The organism is Terriglobales bacterium (assembly GCA_035561515.1).
GTDB lineage: Bacteria > Acidobacteriota > Terriglobia > Terriglobales > Acidobacteriaceae > DATMXP01.
Map to the genome: position 1 here is coordinate 54,334 of DATMXP010000024.1, position 17,009 is coordinate 71,342.

Sequence of the window (17,009 nt, forward strand, 5' to 3'; positions counted from 1 at the left end):
TTTTCTTTTGTGCCGCATTGTGGATTCCTTTGTTACGGGCTTGCCACACAGGCGGACAGAGCAATCGTGAAACTGTTCGCGATCCCGCTGCCCCTCCCAATGAGCTCTTAGGTCCCTAAGCTCCCGCAGCCGATTTCAAGCTCTCGAAATGCGACTTGTCTATTCGATCGAAACTCAAATTCTCTTGAGCTATGCGAATCGAGTCACGCCACAATGGCAGGATTTGAGAAGCTAGTGCCTCGCCCAAGCGACATCTCCGACATTCACGTTTGTGTTGGCAAGTTCGTCGATATCTCTTACATCGAACCCAAATCCTTCAGGTGTTGGTAGTCCTGCGACTTTTACTGCCACGATCACCCCGATAATGTGTACCGGTCCAGTGACATTTAGAGATGGAGCCGCGTCCCTGGGAACTGGAAGTGTAAGCAACGGTACCGCCACACTCGTGATCAGTGCCTTGACGATTGGCGTGCATAACATAACCGCCTCATATGGCGGAGACTCTACCTGCACCGCCTCCACCTCGGCACCACCACTGAGCCATGAAGTTCGGACCTTACCGACAATAACCGGATTAACGCCGAGTAGTGGCGCCGCATTGGTGCTTTGTGACACCGTTTGCACTTTCTGCAGGAGATGAATTTCGCAAAGTAGCGGAGGGTCTGCCTCCGGCGGTTTATTGCGCCCCAGAATACGTCGCGCAGGCGCAGGAACTTGTGGATTTGAGCGCAAACCTGACCGACCAGCAGAAGATGATTGTCGAATATTGGTCCGACGGCCCCTACACCGAACAACCGCCCGGACACTGGATTCGACTGGCCGAGTGGGTTTCTGCCCGTGATCATCACACACTCGATGATGATGTGAAGATGTTCTTCGCCCTTTCGAACGCAATGTTCGACGCCGGCATAGCCGCATGGGATATGAAGCGAGCCTACGATTCAATACGCCCGATTACCGCCATTCCATTATTGTATAAAGGCAAGACCATTCGCGCTTGGGGAGGGCCGGGCAAAGGAACGGTCGAGATGGACGGCTCGCAATGGCTTCCTTATCAACTGGCAACATTTCCGACTCCGCCATTCCCTGACTACGTTTCTGGGCATAGCACTTACAGCGCCGCCGCTGCGTATGTTCTCAATGCTTGGACCGGCAGTGACCGTTTCGGTTATTCGGTAACCCTACCCTCCGGCAGTTCAATAATAGAACCAGGGGTAACACCTGCGCGTCCAATCACCCTCGAATGGCGCGCCTTCACCGCGGCAGCGGATGAAGCCGGCATGTCGCGCCGCTATGGCGGCATTCACTTTCGGCGTGCCGATCTTGCCGGTCGCCAACTGGGACGACTGGTGGCGGGAAAAGCCTGGACGCGAGCACCGAGCTATTTCGACGGAACAGCAAAACCACTCGTCCAGCAACAACTAATGACTCGCGGCAACATAGTAAAGGATGAAGGTGGTCGCTAGTGCGTTGATCCCTGCAGTGCAGCAGTCCAGCCACGCACCCTTAGTCTCGTAACATCAACAGAACGCTCATGCCCCTGATTCGCCTGTCACATTTACCTACGACCGTGATCGCCTCGTAACCCCAACACGTGAGGGGAGAGGCTCGCGGAGTGCGGCCTACAACTCCAATGCCATTATTCGATCGCTGTCGGTATTGTTTCGTGCAAGCAAGTATGGAGAAGATAACTGTGACGAGTTTAGAGACAAAGCAAATTTCTAACATTGTCCCCCAGGGCGCCAACTCTACTTGAGGTCTGGGAACTCAAGGAAGATGCGAGTAGATATCCCATGGAGAAAATATTTAGGAGTAACGGTGGCCAGGGACGGTTTTGGGCAGTGCGACACACTGGACTTCGCGTCTCTACCACGGGCATTTGTTTGAATCCGAAACTGGATATCAACGGCTTTACGCGAGAAGATGCTAACGGATGAGATGGAGCGGGTCATAACGTCGTTGGACCGGACCAGATCAGGTCTATCTACGGGGCTTCTTTGGGTGGTTGTGTGTGGAAAATGTTGTTTGGAAAAAATACTGAAAAACACGTTCCGCTGTTGCCGTGTGTCTTGCTGCGAACGCGAATCGTCCCTCGAAGGCGGCTAACGATCACGTTGGTTATCCACAGACCGAGTCCCACACCCTGTTCCCCTTTTGTCGTAAAGAATGGATCGAAGATGTGAGAAAGATGATGGGGAGCCATCCCTCTGCCATTATCAGCGACGGTAACGCGAATGCCGTATAACGAAAAGTCACTCCAAGCTTGCGAACTGCTAATACGCACGGTGATTGTTCCATGATCTTCAATGGAGTCAATTGCGTTGATGAGTAAAGTTGCAAATACCTGACGGAGTTCGCCCGGATAACTCTGCAAGGTACCATCGAACAGGTACTGCTTGGTCAAAGTGATGTGCTTTGTCCGGATCAGCCCGGCGTAGAGTTCCGATACTCCATCCAGCACTTCTCTGACACCAACCTCCAGTGGTTTGTCTGAGTCACGATAGAAGCTCAAGGACTGTTTGGTCAGATAAACAACGCGTGAGAGCAGCTTCTCGGCTTCCAGGATGTGCTGCCGGTTTTGCTCGTTGAGTTCTGTCGAAGACGACATTAACATCAGCAGATTCGACATCGCCTGCAAGGGATTATTAATCTCGTGGGCCAAAGATGCCGCCATTCGTCCGGCGACCGCTAACTTTTCCGATTTAATTAAGGCCGCTTCTGCTCGCTTGCGCTCCGAAATGTCCTCTATTGCTAGCAGGATCATCGGTGAACGATCATGAGACCCAAGTAGCATGCGAGCATTGAGCAGCATTGACCTCCGGCCGACGTTGGGCCGATTCGACTCCACTAGAAAGTCGCTTATCTCGCTCTTGCTGTGCAGCAGCTCTTCGAGCGCTGTTCGCAGTTCAGGAGTGTTCCACAAACCACTGCTCAGACTGTACAGCGAGGCACCGATAACCTTCTCAGTCGACAAATCGAATACCTTTATATACGAGTGGTTTGCGTCGACGACTCGAAAATTAGAATCAAGTACTAACAACGGTTCCCGTATTGTGTCCATAACTTCCCGGAGAAAAGCACCTGATTGCTTGAGCTGCTCGTTTGCTTTCTTGGCTATGTCGATATCCATTAAAACGAGCACCACTCCGTCAATTTTGTTCTCCAGCGTCCTGTAAGGATGAATTTGCAATGCATGCCAGCGTCCTTCCTCGTCTTCAACTTCGCGTTCTGCAGGCTGCAATTTATCGAGGACGACACGGATCATTTGGTCCAGATCGGGGACTCTAATGTTCAGCCGGATGTCTGAAACTTGCCGCCCCACATCGCTGGGAGCAATTTTCAGCATTCTTTCTGCGGTCGCAGTAAAACGACGTATGCGGAGTTCACGATCCAACATCACGATGGGGAGCTTTGTGCTATTTAACAGGTTGGAAATATCATTGCTTAACTCATTTAGCTCGGTATTGCGATGACGAAGTTCTTCATTGAGGGTATTGAGTTCCTCATTGGCGGATTGGAGTTCCTCTTTAGAAGTCTCCAGCTCTTCATTCGTACTTTGCAGTTCTTCGTTGGCAGAGAGTATCTCTTCGTTGGCGGACTGAAACTCCTCTCTGGTGGCCTCTTCAGATTCGATCGCTGCGTGAAGCGCCTCCTGAACTGTTGCGAGTTCCTGTCTTAACCGTTGAAACTCAAGGCCCTTCTGTGCGCTCTGGCTGGCTGATTTTGCATCCGGTGATGCGAGGGGTCTTGCTTCCTCGAAAAGGACCAGGAAAAAGCACTCATCTTGATGGTTGCTGTCCTCGCCGCCGAGAGGTACAACCGAGAGGTTGACGGTGCTCTCTTTCCCACTTTCGCCAAAAGAAACGTTGCTTTTGTTAACCGGGAGTCTCTTCTTCTTAGCTGTGCCGATCAAGGCACGCAATTCGCGTCCCAGTGAGTGCCTGGCCAGTTTCAATACATTTAGGGTGGGCTTGCCTGGCGCGGGCTCCAAGTAAGAAGCCGTTCTTCCCCGAAACTGCACAACCTCCATCGCACTATTGATAACTACTCCCACGGGAGCGTGATTCTTCAACACGATACGATCGGCTTCAGCAACGACATCTGCCTCCCGCGGTACTGTCCCTTCCGTCTCCGGCTTCTTCGAGGGAGCGTTCGCTCCGCTCGGAATCGGATAGTGAACTTGCGAAAAGTCGTAGTGCAGCCGGGACGCAATTGGATTCTTCCCGTAGACCTTGTGTCTCTTATCTGCGACGGCAAAGAGTGAAGGAAAAGCCGAGATGCTTTCAGAACTTCCTAAAAATAGAAACCCGTGGGGGCGAAGGGCATAGTGGAGTATAGGGATTACCTTTTTTTGTAGACCTGTCCCCATGTAGATGAGCATGTTTCGGCACGCGACAATATCCATTTGAGAGAAAGGCGGATCGTTGGCGATATTCTGCCGGGCGAAGACACACAAATCGCGAACCATTTTGCTTACCCGGTAGCCGTCATCTACTTTCACGAAAAAACGCTTCAAACGCTCAGGTGCAATCTCTTCGACAATTCGCTCGCCATACACTCCGGTCCTGGCTTTCTGAATGCCTTTGTCATTGAGGTCGGTTCCGAACAGTTGGATATGGAAGTCACCGGCGCGTTCGCCAAGGAATTCAAGAAGAGTGATAGCGAGAGAGTAGGTTTCCTCCCCGGTGGAGCACCCGGGAGTCCACATCCTGATCACACGCTTGCCACCTTTGACAATAGCGGGGTAGACACATTGCTTCAAAGACTCGAAAGCCTCTGGATCGCGGAAAAACCTGGTGACGTTAATGAGAACGTCGTCGTATAAATTACCCGCCTCTTCGGCATGATCCTTGACGTATGTCGCATATTCTCCCAGTGATTCAAGTTTCAGAATCGCCATTCGTCGCAGCGCTCGCCGGTGGATCGTGTTCGGTTTGTACTGGCTGAAATCGACTCCGCTGCTTCTGCGTAACAGTTCGATAATTTGGATGAATGCATCCTTGGTTGCCTGCGGTTCTTCATCGATTGTCACGTCGGCAACTGACTTTGCGTAAGGGTGCCGCTTGATCCGGTCAAGTTCGATGGCAATTCCCCGGGGTGTCAGAACGAAGTCTATGCACCCAGACGCAATAGCGCTGCGAGGCATACCATCGTATTTTGCTGAACTGGGTGCTTGGGCAAAGTTGATGCCGCCTTCCGCTTTGATGGCCGCAACGCCCGCCGTCCCATCCGAGCCCGTACCTGAAAGAATGATTCCAATGGCAGCGCTTTGTCTGTTCTCAGCCAGGGACCGCATAAAAAAATCAACTGAAAGATGCTGTCCCCGCTCCGATTCTCTCGGCGTCAGCACGAACTTACCTTGCGCAATCGCCATAAAGGCATTGGGAGGAATCACGTAAACGCGGTTGGGTTTAATCTCGACGTTGGACTGTACTTCCTCTACAGGCAACCGCGTTATCCTGGAGAGGATTCCAGACAGCATGCTGTGATGTTGAGGATCAAGATGTTGCACTAGCACAAACGCCATTCCAGTGTCCAGCGGTAGGGTACGAAACAATTCCGAATAAGCTTCCAGGCCACCGGCAGATGCGCCAATAGCGACAATGGGAAAGAGAGCACTTGCAGGTGCCTTCATACGTGCATTGTCATCGGATAAAGGCTTGGTTCTGCGGATTTGGTTTCGATTTTTGGCCGCCATTGCTATCATCTCCGCGGTCGAGCACAAGCGAGTCGGAGGGATTATAGTCTCGCTAGACGTGTCCATACCGGCGCGCCGCGGTTTCGGGTTGCTTTGGCTGAGATGCTTCCCGGCGAGCTATGGATACAGCAACGTGTTCGCGTGACTCACACGATAGTCGTAGAGGACATCCAGAAGTTTCGGACTGAGTCCGATTCTACTTAGCTGGATAAAACCTTGGAACTCGCAAATCGGAGGTCATACGCTGGCGGCGCCGGTCCACGGCTTCGCCTATACGCAATGAGGCGTTGAAGATACTTCCCAACCGCACTAAGCCACCTAACCTGTAGTCCGCAAGCGCATGTAACCCGACGGATGCTACGCATCCGCATTCAGAGCAGTTGGGATTGCCACCAAACTGGCACGGTGTAATGCGCGCTTTCAAGTCAGCGGAAATCGTCTCCGTTGACCGGGCAAATGTACACTGGCCAGGTGAAGACGGCGGTTTCATAAATCCGTTGATCGCTCCTGCGATCATGTCGAGTTTTTTGAACTCGGAACGCAAGGCAAGTAATTCTTCAGTCACTTGCTGACGCTGTTCCCAGGAAAGCCTTTCTTCTGATATTTCGCCGATTTGCGGAGTGTACAGGCTGAACCAGATTCGCTTAACCTCAGGACGTGGTTCCCAGAACTCGATGAACTTGCGCAGATAACCCGGCCGGACGAGTTGTGATGTGACCGTACAGTGGATCGAGAACATCTTGGTGTGGCCGGCGAGGTTCGCCAGAATTCTCTCGTACGTCGCCGGTTTCCGTCGCACATCATGCTCTGCCGGCAGGCCGTCCACCGAGACAGTCACGTTCAGCAGTGGCAGCTTCGCCCATTCCAGCGGAATTACCCGGAAGGCGCTGGTCACCACCTGGACGTGAATCCCGCGCGCCATCAAAGCGGGTAGAATTTGGTCTAGTTCACGGTAGCGGACTAATGGGTCGCCACCCACAATGGAGAGATGTAGCGGTTTTAGGTCGTCAACTATGGCGAGGACTCGACGTACCAGTTCGTCGCCTTTGAAATCAGCCAATTGACGGAGAGTAACGCCCGCATTGCCAATATGCGTATCACCATAGGCATAGCAACCGGGGCAACGCAGGGGACACTCACGCGTGATCTCAATTGACAGGAAGGGACGTCTTCCAGCGAGGATCTTGCCCCACCCTTGTATGACTTCTTTACCCTTCAAACCTTCTCCATTCCCGTCGAAGTTATCCTCATTAACCGAGGTAAATTCGACAGACTTTGATTGGATGCATGTTTCCTGGTGTTCTGTAGCTCTGTTTAGTTGGAGGAATATCCGAGCCGAGCGAACGAAAGTGCGAGGGTTCGGTTTGTGTTAGTTGCGGAGTCGTTCCGCCTCTCTGATTTTACGTCCAAAATCCGACGCATCTTGTTCTTCAGGGTCCGGCCGCGTAGATACCGGCAACACGGACTTGTGCGTCAGAGTTTTTACGATGAATTTCGGTCCTCCCACCAGGAATCCGATCAATTGTTTCGGACGCTTCAACCGGATGTCGCTTGCCAGTTGTTCGGCGCCTGGCACATCGCTTCCTAAGTCAATCAGAACGAGCCGGTACAAGCCTGAAGCGAATTGCGAAATTGCGGAAACGGCGCTCGGGGCACAATCTACCGTAGCTCCAAGATTTCGCATTGTTTGCGCTCGCGACGCGCGAGTGTGTGTATGAACGTCAACCAACAGAATAGATTGGATCGAGTCCTGTTTTGCAACAGCCGATACGGCAGTATTCATATGTTTTCCTCAATGGGTAGGAACGCTTGTTTGAATGAGATGGGAAGGGCGCTGAGATCAAACTCAACGCCTGATTCGATCAGAGCGATTGCCTTCTTCGCGAGTGCATCGCGCTTTGCGGCCAATTTGGCAACGACCTGGGAGCAGTCCGCTTCTGAAGCGAAGCTCTCGCGGTTTTGGGAATGAACAATTTTTCGATCATAAAGATCGATTTCTCCGAGCAGGTCGCGCAAACGATACTTGCTGTCGGATTTGTTCATGGAAGGTCCTTTATTGTGGTCAGTTGAGAGTCATGGCCGATAGGCAATAATCGGCAGGATACCCGTGCGTGCCTTGCAGAAGGCCCGAGGAGACCGAGAAAGTCAAATCCGGATCGCGATGAAGTCCTAGCGAGACATGCTTCGTTCTCAGAACGAAGCATGTGATGCAAAATCGGCTTGCCAAATGTTCCCTCCGCATCGCCTCTATAATCGATGGTCGCGATGGCGTCTCATATGTTCGTGCATGGGGTTTTTATCGACATCCTTCGGACATGCCAAATTGACGCGTAAAGGACGATCATCCAGTATCTTCCCATCGAGAGCTGACACGGCTTTTTCTGCATCAGCTTCTACCTGCATTTCAACAAAAGCAAATCCTCTTGGTGCTCCGCTGTTACGGTCCTGAACAATGGTTACGCTCAATATTGGCCCGAAAGGGACGAAAATGTTTCGAAGCATCTCTCCCGTGGTCGTGCTCGCGAGATTGCCTACGAAGACGTTCGTTCTAACGGCCGGATCCGGCATCAAGCGCTCCTCATCCATCGTGCACACGGACCTGCTTCACGCCTGTACAATCTCGTTGACCACATGTGCTGCTGGGTCGTCATTGTCCGCTGGTAACGCCTCGGCACGGACCGACGATTCCTCGCGTGTGATGGGACTGGCGTTCGCCTCAGTTAGGTCACCACTGATACAGCAGTTCCCGACGTGTTTGCCAATTGCCGTAAAAGCGTCATTGATAGCGTCATGCATCTGTACTGACCTACGAGTCATGGTTCTGGCGGAACGAGAGACCATGAGACAAAGTACGAAGCGATTACTTACTTTGTCTGTGGCACGAAACACGAGATTGGAACGCATATGGACTCCCCCTGTTGTGACATATGTCAGACGGGCCAAACTGTTGCGCTTGCCAAAACAGCACATGTCCGGTGACGCTACACCCGCAAACAGCAATCCTTGCTATAACGACTCACTTTCGGGAGTTCTGTCCGTGATAGATGGAATCGACAACACCGGCTGAGATTTCAGTAAGATCAAAGAGGCTGCGAACGCAGTAAGGCAGACCACATCGACCCAGAGGGTTACGCCAGCCGGGAACCTGAAAATCCAGATCGGGTTGAAGAGGATCGCAATCAAGAAAAACCCAAATGCCCAGCCGTAGCAGTGAGAGCGAAACGCCTGCCTAACAACAATGATCGCACCCCAGCAAACTACAAAGGCCAAGATCAGCCGGTAATCCAGGGAGCCGCGCCATAGCACAGCAATAAGCAAGGCCACGATTGAGAGGTACTTCACGATTTTGGTTGCCATTCGATCACCTCATTCTTTCTGACTCAGAGCCTTTTCGATCCCTAGGTGAGATAAAGCGTTCTCACCTAGCCGTAATAGCGACGCGACGACACCCGATGAATGAATTCCTTCGGCCGGCTTAAGACTGCTGGTGCTTCTGCGTATGGCAAGTATGGCGAATGCTCCAGTTGCCACACCGTGAGAAAAAGAAAGAGCCTTTGCGAATCATGCCAGGGAGATTTGAATGCGAATGGTCATGCGACCATCTGCCTGACACTTAGGGCTGGCCCATGAAAACGTACGAGGCTGAAAGTCCGAATTCTGGGGCTCGAATCGCAAATCAACTGGTGTTCTTGCAAGTTGGTCTTCGCACGCTCCATCTCTACTTGTCTCATCGCAGCGATTTCGGTGCTTACCTGGTAGAAGGATGAGGATCGGGAATCACGGTATTCCGACGAAGACCTATCGACTAATCGTGAGAGCTCCTTACAAAGCAAGCAGTCCATATTTTCCTCCGGTAGTACTCGAATAGATGGCGAGGACGAAATATGCTCAGAAATTCACTGCTTCGAAAATTTGACAGTGTCTGGCACAACGAGAGGCGTACGACTAAGAGGGAAAAACTTCAGAAGGACTGACTTAGCTCAGAGGATCTGAAAGAGGGAGGTATTGTACCTCAACATTAACCATAGGCGCGATCCAGCTGATTGTCAAACCGCCAGCCTATCGCGCTTGGGCAAGTACCCGCTCAATTATTAAAGATTGCGAAAAGAAACTACCGACGCCGCCCTCCAGGCTGCCGCAAATGTCCTCGATCGTCATCTCGGCCACTGCCTCCTCCAAAGCGACGCCCACCACTACCAGCACTACTGGACTTGGGCCTCGCCTCATTCACTTTCAACGTTCGTCCCCCAAGATCGGAACCGTCCAATGCAGCAATGGCTTTATCAGCCTCTTCCGTATTTGTCATTTCGACAAAGGCAAAGCCTCTCGCTTGCCCTGTGTCCCGGTCTGCCATCATGCTTATTCTCTCGACTGCTCCATAAACTTCAAATGCACTGCGAAGTTCGGATTCTGTAGTGCTGTGCGAAATGTTGCCGACATACAAGTTTTTCATTGTTCCCTCTTCTCATTTTTCAAAACTATTCCAATCCCGGTTTTCTCGCTCTGCGTAGAACGTTCCAAGAGTTCCCTGTTGCGCTTCCGGCGGCTAATCCCCTGCCGGCGTTGGCGATTAAATCTGGATTTGTCGCCGTTGATTCCTGACATATATATCTCCTTCGACGAGGAAGTCTGCAGTTAGTTAGTTGACCATGGGTACTGGGAATATCTTGGCAATTCTCGGGTCAATGGCTTTTGGAAAACTGGGTCGTGTTGCCAATTGCGCAATTCGTGTAGAAGAAGAAATACCCTTGAGAGCAATTAGTTGGGATATCATCGAACACGTTCCTTTGTGGATTGCTCAATCGCGAAGGCGCAGATGCCTAGTGTGAACGTGTCTTCGAGGTCAAGTAGTCACCACTATATACTTTCCGCGAAGAAATTGGACTTTTTGCAACCGTTCTTCACCATCCCTTGAGAGTTGTAAGTATCTCAGATTGACAACCAATCGGGATGAGCAGGTTGGGATCAAGTTTAGCGTTAGTACTTCGAAACACGTTTCTTGCATGTTATCCGAGACCTGAAACAGACTAAGAATCTTTGTAGGCGGAACATCGTCCGGTCCATTAATTCGGCGTCATCGAACTCGTTTTAGATTGCGAGAAATTTGTGATGAGAGGACGTTGAGCTTGGAGACTGTACGCCTTAATGCTCACCTGTTTGGCTGCTCGCTGCAGTGTACGCTTTGATAGGTACACAAGGCGGTATCCATGCCTAAACAACCGTCGACGACAAAATGAATGAACCTTCTGCCGAGGCGAGAACAAAAGGTCACGCTCATGCGCGCAGCGGCGTTGGGACACAAACCTGACGTACCTTGTTTTGCAACTCGCTTTGCGGGAAGCCAAAGCTGTTGATCGAGGAACCCGAATGTATTGTCCTATCCAAGGGGCGATAATCTCTTGGTGCTGAACCTGCGCGAAAAACCGCTTGCACCAAAGCTGGGGACAGCCAACGCCGCAATGCCAAAACCTGCGCGGAGCGGAGATGACCTTCCCGCCTGGCACGAAGAACCGATCTTGAAAAAACAGGAAGCCTTTCGACTCTGGCAACCGTCCCTGAATGACTGCTTGCAGCGTTGCGCCCGCCAGAGCCGGAACCAGATTAAGATTGCGAAGAGCGACACACGATGCACAATCTTGATCTGTTTCTAACACTGGCGGTTGCGTTCATCGGCGCGGTGTCATTCGGATACTTTACCCATCGCCTCGGCTGGTCTCCCATCGTAGGTTACTTGCTGGCTGGGATTCTGGTCGGACCTCACACCCCAGGTCTTGTGGCTGACAGACATACGGCCGATCAGTTAGCTGAAGTGGGGGTAATCCTGTTGATGTTTGGGGTCGGACTCCATTTTCATCTGAAAGATCTAATAGCTGTGCGTCGTGTGGCGATTGGAGGCGCCATATGCCAAAGCACGGTTGCGACGTTGCTAGGTGCATTGACCGCAAGGCTCTTCGGATGGAACTGGTCAGCCGGTATTGTCTTCGGACTTGCCCTCTCGGTGGCGAGCACAGTTGTACTCACACGAGTTCTCTCGGATAATGGCCAGTTACAGAGCCCAACGGGCAGAATTGCGATCGGCTGGCTTGTCGTCGAAGACCTCTTCACTGTCTTCGTGCTCGTCCTTCTTCCAGTCATCTTTGTTGCTCCAACCGCAAGCACCTCCAGCCTTCCGGTTTCATTTGCACTGGCTGCGCTGAAACTTGTGATTTTCATCGTTTTTACGTTGTTCGCAGCTGGGCGCGTGATTCCCTGGATATTGAGCAAGATCGCCGAAACACACTCACGTGAATTGTTCACCCTCGGCGTTCTGGCAGTTGCACTCGGCGTGGCCGTTAGTTCGGCCTACCTCTTCGGTGTGTCGATGGCACTGGGGGCGTTCCTCGCAGGAATGGTGGTGGGACAGTCGGAGTTCAGCGGGCGAGCCGGAGCTGAAGCCCTTCCGATGCGCGACGCCTTCGCGGTCATGTTCTTCGTGTCTGTTGGCATGCTCCTCGATCCATATCAACTCATCGAGTCGCCTTTACTCATTGTTGCGACGCTCGCGATTGTGATGATTGGAAAGCCACTAACAACGATAATTATCGTCGCGTTGCTGGGCTACAGCTCGCGTATTGGCCTTGGTGTGGCGATCGCGCTGTCGCAGATCGGCGAATTCTCCTTCTTATTGGGCACGCTCAGCATCCAAGTTGGCGCGCTTCCGCCCGAAGCGATGAATCCGCTAGTGGCAGTAGCGATTGTCTCGATTATGCTCAATCCACTGCTGTATCGGACCTTGGGTGGCATGGAGTCCTTTCTGACACGGCCTCCCCGGTTGTGGCGTTTGCTCAACCGAAGGGCGGTGGCCCAGGGATTGGCGGAATTCCCCGAGAAAAGAGACATGATTTCTCCATACCTGGCTGTTGTGGTTGGTTACGGCCCAATTGGGAAAACAGTTACGCGGCTCTTGCGTGACAGGGGAATTGAGCCAACGATCATCGAAATGAACATCGACACCCACAAGAGCTTACGCGCAAACGGACACCGTGCGGTGTACGGAGACGCGAATCAACGAGAGGTCTTGGAGCAGGCTGGTGTAGGTACGGCAGCCAGTTTCATCTTGAGCACTTCCGGAACGGCGGGATTGAGCGAAGGAATTCGAATCGCACGACAGATCAACCCCAGACTACATGTTGTGTCGAGAGTTGATTATCTCAGACACGCGGACGCACTCCGAAAGGCCGGTGCCGATGAGGTATTTGCCGGAGAGGGTGAGGTGGCGCTCGCAATGACAGATAGCATTTTACGAAAATTGGGCGCTACGCCGGAACAACTTGACGAAGAGCGTGCGCGGATCAGAACCGATTTGTTCCGCGAACCCGCGTCTGAAAGTTAGAAGATCATTCCGCCTGATGCTTCTTTTCGCGAAGGAACGCCACAGCGCTGGGGCACAGCTAGTAATTGGCTTGGGACGCCTTGAAAAACGAGAAATGAACTGGCAGCGACGGAAGTACAATCGCAGTTCAGCAGACGAGATTGAACAACTGCGTGAAAATGGCTCGGAACCTGCACGTTCATGTCGAGTGATAGAACCTAGACCGACATCCTCTAGACCGAGCCCGCACTCAAGACGACAACGTAAGGACGAGGCAATCGCCCGCGATACACCCGACTGGTAAGTCGCAGAGGTATTCAAGCTCTAGGCTACTCCGTATCCACCTCTGTATCAGGCAGCAATTGCGGTGTTCACACAGAAGAACGGCGCTGCCAGCGCGACATGCGCCCAAAAGGATCAGTCTTGTTACTCTGCTCCGAGCCCTTCGCAATGTGTGGCGTGTGCCAGTTCTTCACGGTCAAAATCATTGGAAGTCCTCTCAGCAACTCTGAAATTGCAGCGGTTACAGTACGATTCAATATGAACCTGGCCGTTCTCGCTACTGTATTGCGCCCGGGTGAAGTCACTGAAAGTAGCAGCGACGGCTACAACTCCCAATGCCATTACGGGTTGCCTACTGTGATCGCTCTGAGTATCCAGAATGTCCATTGATGCGTCCTCCGGGTTTATGGGCGGAAGGCGGGCTTGTTTAACGACCTGGCCTTTTCTCCCGCAAGGCGGCTCTCCTTGGCTTCAGCATTCTGACGTGCGAGTTCACGTTGTGGGGCTTCCTGTTCGTCGAGTCGAATCGCTGTCGCGACGGCAGCCCGAGCCAGAATATCCAACTTCTTCGAAAACGCGATCATTCCAAACGTCGGTTCGTACGAGGACCGATAAAGATTGAACGAGTACTGCTCGTCCTCCCAGCAGGCGATGACCTTCTCGCTGTCGTTATAAACCTGAGAGGTAGAAAAGGTGATGGCTTTGCCAGCAGGTTTTGCCGCAAGTCCATACGTCACCGATATAGCCTCAATTACATCGGCGTCCGTCAGCCCCTCCGTTTGGTGGCGATCATAATGTACGACTATCTGGAAAAGCTCGCCGTTATAGAAGCTGAAAAGAAGTTCCTTCACCGAATCCGGTTGAACCGACGAGGAGCCAAGAGTGCGTCCGGGGTGCCACTCAAGCTCTTGGATTAAGGCTGGCCGGCTGTGAATGGTCTTCGCGTCCGATAGGTTCAATTGCGTCTGCGTCGCGACCGACGGGAGGTCCGATCCGAATCGAAAGCCTCGGTAAATCGACAAGTCTTGTGCTCGCATCGATGATGCAAAAAGCAGCGATCCCACGGCTATCAATGTCCACATAAAGGGCTTAGTCATTCTCATTTCCTCAGGAGCTCGTTTTGCGTCCAGAAAACCGAAATTTGAACGCAGTTCTTCCATCGACACAGCAATCTTATGTTTCAGATGACTCCGCCGATCACTGTTGTCGTTCTGCGAGAAGATCCGACTGTTTGGGTCGCTTGCGTACTAACCCTCTTGAGCAAATCTATTGAAAAGCAAACGAGGTTTGTTCCATAGCTGGACTCTTGGAATGATAAAAATACCAACACACAAGTCAAACTTAGACGCTAGACAATCGCTGAGCTGGTCAAAAAAGCTCATCTGAGCACAAAGATTTCGACCAGCCAGCGAGGCAGCTTTATAACGAGTCGCTCCCCGGGTTTTGGTTAGTAATAGATGCGATTGTTCTTATTGGAATATTTCTCAGCAAAAATAGGGACAGGACAAATGCAATGGTGCAAGCCACACTCACTCCGATGTACTGTGCTCCGGAAGGCTGAATGGTGAAGACAGGATTGAAGAACACGGCGATGGTGAAGAACACTGCACTCCAGATATATTTCTTCGCACGCATTGCCTGTGCCCCTACGGCCACGCCACTAGCGCAAATGATGAAAGCAAGCAGTGTCTGGAGGTTTAGCGTCGGCTTTAATGCAGCGGTAGTCAACAGCGACATAATCGCTGCGTACTTCAGAATCAATGTTCCCATGACAACTCCTTTTGAAGTCGAAGTTTGCGAGTCTCTACCCAATTGCCCAGGCGGACTGGGCTTGTGCGGTCTTTCGTTGCTCGTCGTTTTCCAATTGCTCACTTCGTTGAATATGCCGGGCGTGAGCCGAGATGCCGATATAAGGAACCAGGCCCAATGCTTTATGGGTTTCGACCTTAACGATCTCGACGGCATTAAAGTGCATGTCTTGTACTTGCCGCAGAATGCGACGTAGTGCCCTATCCAGAGTCTTCGGCGCCAAGGTCCCGAACGCCAACCCTTCAAGTTTGAGCACAGTGAAGAAGAAGTTCCAACCAGCAGCCGCGATACTGCCGCTCAAAGTTTCCTGGTCGGTAGTAATCAGGCGCCAGCTTTTTGAATACAGGGAGGTTTCAATCTTCAAAGACGCCAGTAACATCACACTTGCATGGATCAGTACCGTTCCGGGGGCGACAACTATGGTGTTCGGACTGAGCATGGTGAACCTCCCGAATCAGGCGGCTAAGAGGAAGGAACTTCAGATGGGCTGACTTAGTTCAGAGGATCTGAAAGAGGAGAGGACACTCGCTCATTTTTTAGATTAGGCTTATCGGGGGGAGTTGTCAAACCAGTCTATATAGATGGCGCGGTCGAAGATCGTGATATAGGGTCCGTGCTTTCCGATATCCAATGACACGAATGCCTGTCGCCGAGATTACATAACTATGACGGAGTCAATTGCGCAGCTCTGAAATAATTCGAGCATGGTTGGTCGGCCCGTCATTATTCAAGGTGGTATGGGCGCAGGCGTCTCCAACTGGCGACTTGCCCGTGCCGTTTCTTCTTTGGGTCAGTTTGGGGTTGTGTCCGGTGTAGGCCTGGATGTAATCCTCGCGCGGCTTCTGCTAGATGGAGACTTTGGCTCGCACATTCGGCCGGCGCTCGATCATTTTCCGGTTCCCTGAAATCGCCGAACGAATCTGGCAGAAATACTACATTGCTGGCGGCAAGGGTCGGACTACTCCTTACAAGCCGCTCGCGATGCACGCGAAGGACACTTGTGTCGAGACAACAGAACTCGCGAGCGTGGCGAATTTTGTAGAAGTGTGACTTGCCCGCCGGGTCATGAAAATCCCGTTGGGATCAACTATCTGGAACGCTGTAACGAAGCAGACAGGGATTATGGGCCAAAGCTATCGGTTATCTTGGGAAGAATTAATGAACGCCGTTTCTCACGGAATCGGCCTTATTCTGAGCATTATTGCGTTCATCGTTCTCCTTGTGTTGGCTGTGAAACGAGGAACAGCTCTGTGCATAGTGAGCTGTGCAATCTATGGTAGTACCCTCGTTAGCCTATACCTGGCTTCGATGCTCTATCACAGTGCTTCTTTACCTGGTCGAAAACGAGTGCTTCGTATTCTCGACCACGTGGCGATTTATCTCCTGATTGCTGGAACTTACACCCCTTTTTTGCTAGTCAATCTTCGCGGTGGATGGGGATGGTCGCTCTTTGGAGTTATCTGGGGCTGTGCCACACTGGGCATCGTACTGAAACTCCGTTTTACTGAGAGGTACGAAGTTCTGTCTACATCCACATATATTGCGATGGGTTGGCTGGTGGTTATTGCTATCAAGCCCCTGATCACCCATGTTTCTTTCACAGGTCTGGCATGGCTGCTTTCCGGAGGAGTCCTGTACACGGTGGGCGTAATGTTCTTTGCATTGCGACGAATTTCTTTTGGCCACGTCGTATGGCACCTGTTTGTGATGGCTGCAAGCACATGCCATTACATGGCGGTGATGTACTCGGTTGTCCTAACGAGTAGAGTTCGATGAAACAATGGATGCATCATCCTCTCAGGAGTGGTTCATGTTGCTTTCTCGGTGAACACATAGCTAGATGACGGTGATAGCATCCGTAGACAACCT

The 17,009-nt window shown here is 51.9% G+C and carries 15 protein-coding genes; 4 read left to right on the forward strand and 11 right to left on the reverse strand.

What is annotated here, in order from left to right:
• Positions 1–231: 231 nt before the first annotated feature.
• Entirely contained in the window at positions 232–615 is a 384-nt protein-coding gene (locus tag VN577_11385) for a hypothetical protein (protein HWR15422.1), read from the reverse strand.
• On the opposite strand from VN577_11385, the gene VN577_11390 reads away from it, so the two are divergent.
• Entirely contained in the window at positions 609–1,466 is an 858-nt protein-coding gene (locus tag VN577_11390) for a vanadium-dependent haloperoxidase (protein HWR15423.1), read from the forward strand. The genes VN577_11385 and VN577_11390 overlap by 7 nt on opposite strands.
• Positions 1,467–1,984: 518 nt before the next feature.
• On the opposite strand, the gene VN577_11395 is transcribed toward VN577_11390, so the two are convergent.
• From VN577_11395 to VN577_11425, 7 genes are all read right to left on the reverse strand, one after another.
• On the reverse strand, positions 1,985–5,698 hold the full coding sequence (locus VN577_11395) for a chemotaxis protein CheB (GenBank protein ID HWR15424.1): 3,714 nt from the start codon (positions 5,696–5,698) through the stop codon (positions 1,985–1,987).
• Positions 5,699–5,894: 196 nt separating this feature from the next.
• Positions 5,895–6,917: a radical SAM protein gene (locus VN577_11400; protein HWR15425.1), complete on the reverse strand. Its 1,023-nt coding sequence runs from the start codon at positions 6,915–6,917 to the stop codon at positions 5,895–5,897.
• Between the two features lie 150 nt (positions 6,918–7,067).
• Entirely contained in the window at positions 7,068–7,481 is a 414-nt protein-coding gene (locus VN577_11405) for a hypothetical protein (GenBank protein ID HWR15426.1), read from the reverse strand.
• Complete coding sequence (locus tag VN577_11410; GenBank protein ID HWR15427.1) at positions 7,478–7,741, reverse strand: hypothetical protein; 264 nt, start codon at positions 7,739–7,741, stop codon at positions 7,478–7,480. The genes VN577_11405 and VN577_11410 overlap by 4 nt, the downstream gene beginning before the upstream one ends.
• A 204-nt stretch (positions 7,742–7,945) precedes the next feature.
• Complete coding sequence (locus tag VN577_11415; GenBank protein HWR15428.1) at positions 7,946–8,266, reverse strand: RNA-binding protein; 321 nt, start codon at positions 8,264–8,266, stop codon at positions 7,946–7,948.
• Positions 8,267–8,302: 36 nt separating this feature from the next.
• Complete coding sequence (locus tag VN577_11420) at positions 8,303–8,602, reverse strand: hypothetical protein (GenBank protein HWR15429.1); 300 nt, start codon at positions 8,600–8,602, stop codon at positions 8,303–8,305.
• Positions 8,603–8,704: 102 nt separating this feature from the next.
• Positions 8,705–9,055: a DUF6804 family protein gene (locus VN577_11425; GenBank protein HWR15430.1), complete on the reverse strand. Its 351-nt coding sequence runs from the start codon at positions 9,053–9,055 to the stop codon at positions 8,705–8,707.
• Between the two features lie 2,269 nt (positions 9,056–11,324).
• Here VN577_11425 and VN577_11430 point away from each other — a divergent pair.
• Positions 11,325–13,070, forward strand: a complete 1,746-nt coding sequence (locus tag VN577_11430) for a cation:proton antiporter (protein ID HWR15431.1) — start codon at positions 11,325–11,327, stop codon at positions 13,068–13,070.
• A 665-nt stretch (positions 13,071–13,735) separates the two neighbouring features.
• Here the strand turns inward: VN577_11430 and VN577_11435 are convergent.
• The 3 genes from VN577_11435 to VN577_11445 all read right to left on the reverse strand — a co-directional run bounded on the left by VN577_11435 (position 13,736) and on the right by VN577_11445 (position 15,579).
• Positions 13,736–14,428, reverse strand: coding sequence for a hypothetical protein (locus VN577_11435; GenBank protein HWR15432.1), 693 nt, complete (start codon positions 14,426–14,428; stop codon positions 13,736–13,738).
• A gap of 322 nt (positions 14,429–14,750) precedes the next feature.
• A complete protein-coding gene (locus tag VN577_11440) occupies positions 14,751–15,101 on the reverse strand; it encodes a DUF6804 family protein (GenBank protein ID HWR15433.1) in 351 nt (116 codons plus the stop codon).
• A gap of 34 nt (positions 15,102–15,135) precedes the next feature.
• Positions 15,136–15,579 (reverse strand): hypothetical protein, encoded by a 444-nt coding sequence (locus tag VN577_11445; GenBank protein HWR15434.1) that lies wholly within the window; start codon positions 15,577–15,579, stop codon positions 15,136–15,138.
• Positions 15,580–15,998: 419 nt separating this feature from the next.
• Between VN577_11445 and VN577_11450 the strand changes: the two genes are divergently transcribed.
• Positions 15,999–16,190 (forward strand): hypothetical protein, encoded by a 192-nt coding sequence (locus VN577_11450; GenBank protein ID HWR15435.1) that lies wholly within the window; start codon positions 15,999–16,001, stop codon positions 16,188–16,190.
• Positions 16,191–16,298: 108 nt separating this feature from the next.
• Complete coding sequence (locus VN577_11455; protein HWR15436.1) at positions 16,299–16,916, forward strand: hemolysin III family protein; 618 nt, start codon at positions 16,299–16,301, stop codon at positions 16,914–16,916.
• Positions 16,917–17,009 lie beyond the last annotated feature (93 nt).

Excerpts from the sequence above, each read along its gene's own strand:
- VN577_11420 (HWR15429.1), bottom strand. The coding sequence starts at position 8,602 with ATGCGTTCCAATCTCGTGTTTCGTGCCACAGACAAAGTAAGTAATCGC.
- VN577_11440 (HWR15433.1), bottom strand. The coding sequence starts at position 15,101 with ATGGGAACATTGATTCTGAAGTACGCAGCGATTATGTCGCTGTTGACT.
- VN577_11405 (HWR15426.1), bottom strand. The coding sequence starts at position 7,481 with ATGAATACTGCCGTATCGGCTGTTGCAAAACAGGACTCGATCCAATCT.
- VN577_11425 (HWR15430.1), bottom strand. The coding sequence starts at position 9,055 with ATGGCAACCAAAATCGTGAAGTACCTCTCAATCGTGGCCTTGCTTATT.
- VN577_11445 (HWR15434.1), bottom strand. The coding sequence starts at position 15,579 with ATGCTCAGTCCGAACACCATAGTTGTCGCCCCCGGAACGGTACTGATC.
- VN577_11415 (HWR15428.1), bottom strand. The coding sequence starts at position 8,266 with ATGCCGGATCCGGCCGTTAGAACGAACGTCTTCGTAGGCAATCTCGCG.
- VN577_11410 (HWR15427.1), bottom strand. The coding sequence starts at position 7,741 with ATGAACAAATCCGACAGCAAGTATCGTTTGCGCGACCTGCTCGGAGAA.
- VN577_11455 (HWR15436.1), top strand. The coding sequence starts at position 16,299 with ATGAACGCCGTTTCTCACGGAATCGGCCTTATTCTGAGCATTATTGCG.
- VN577_11395 (HWR15424.1), bottom strand. The coding sequence starts at position 5,698 with ATGGCGGCCAAAAATCGAAACCAAATCCGCAGAACCAAGCCTTTATCC.
- VN577_11435 (HWR15432.1), bottom strand. The coding sequence starts at position 14,428 with ATGACTAAGCCCTTTATGTGGACATTGATAGCCGTGGGATCGCTGCTT.
- VN577_11430 (HWR15431.1), top strand. The coding sequence starts at position 11,325 with ATGCACAATCTTGATCTGTTTCTAACACTGGCGGTTGCGTTCATCGGC.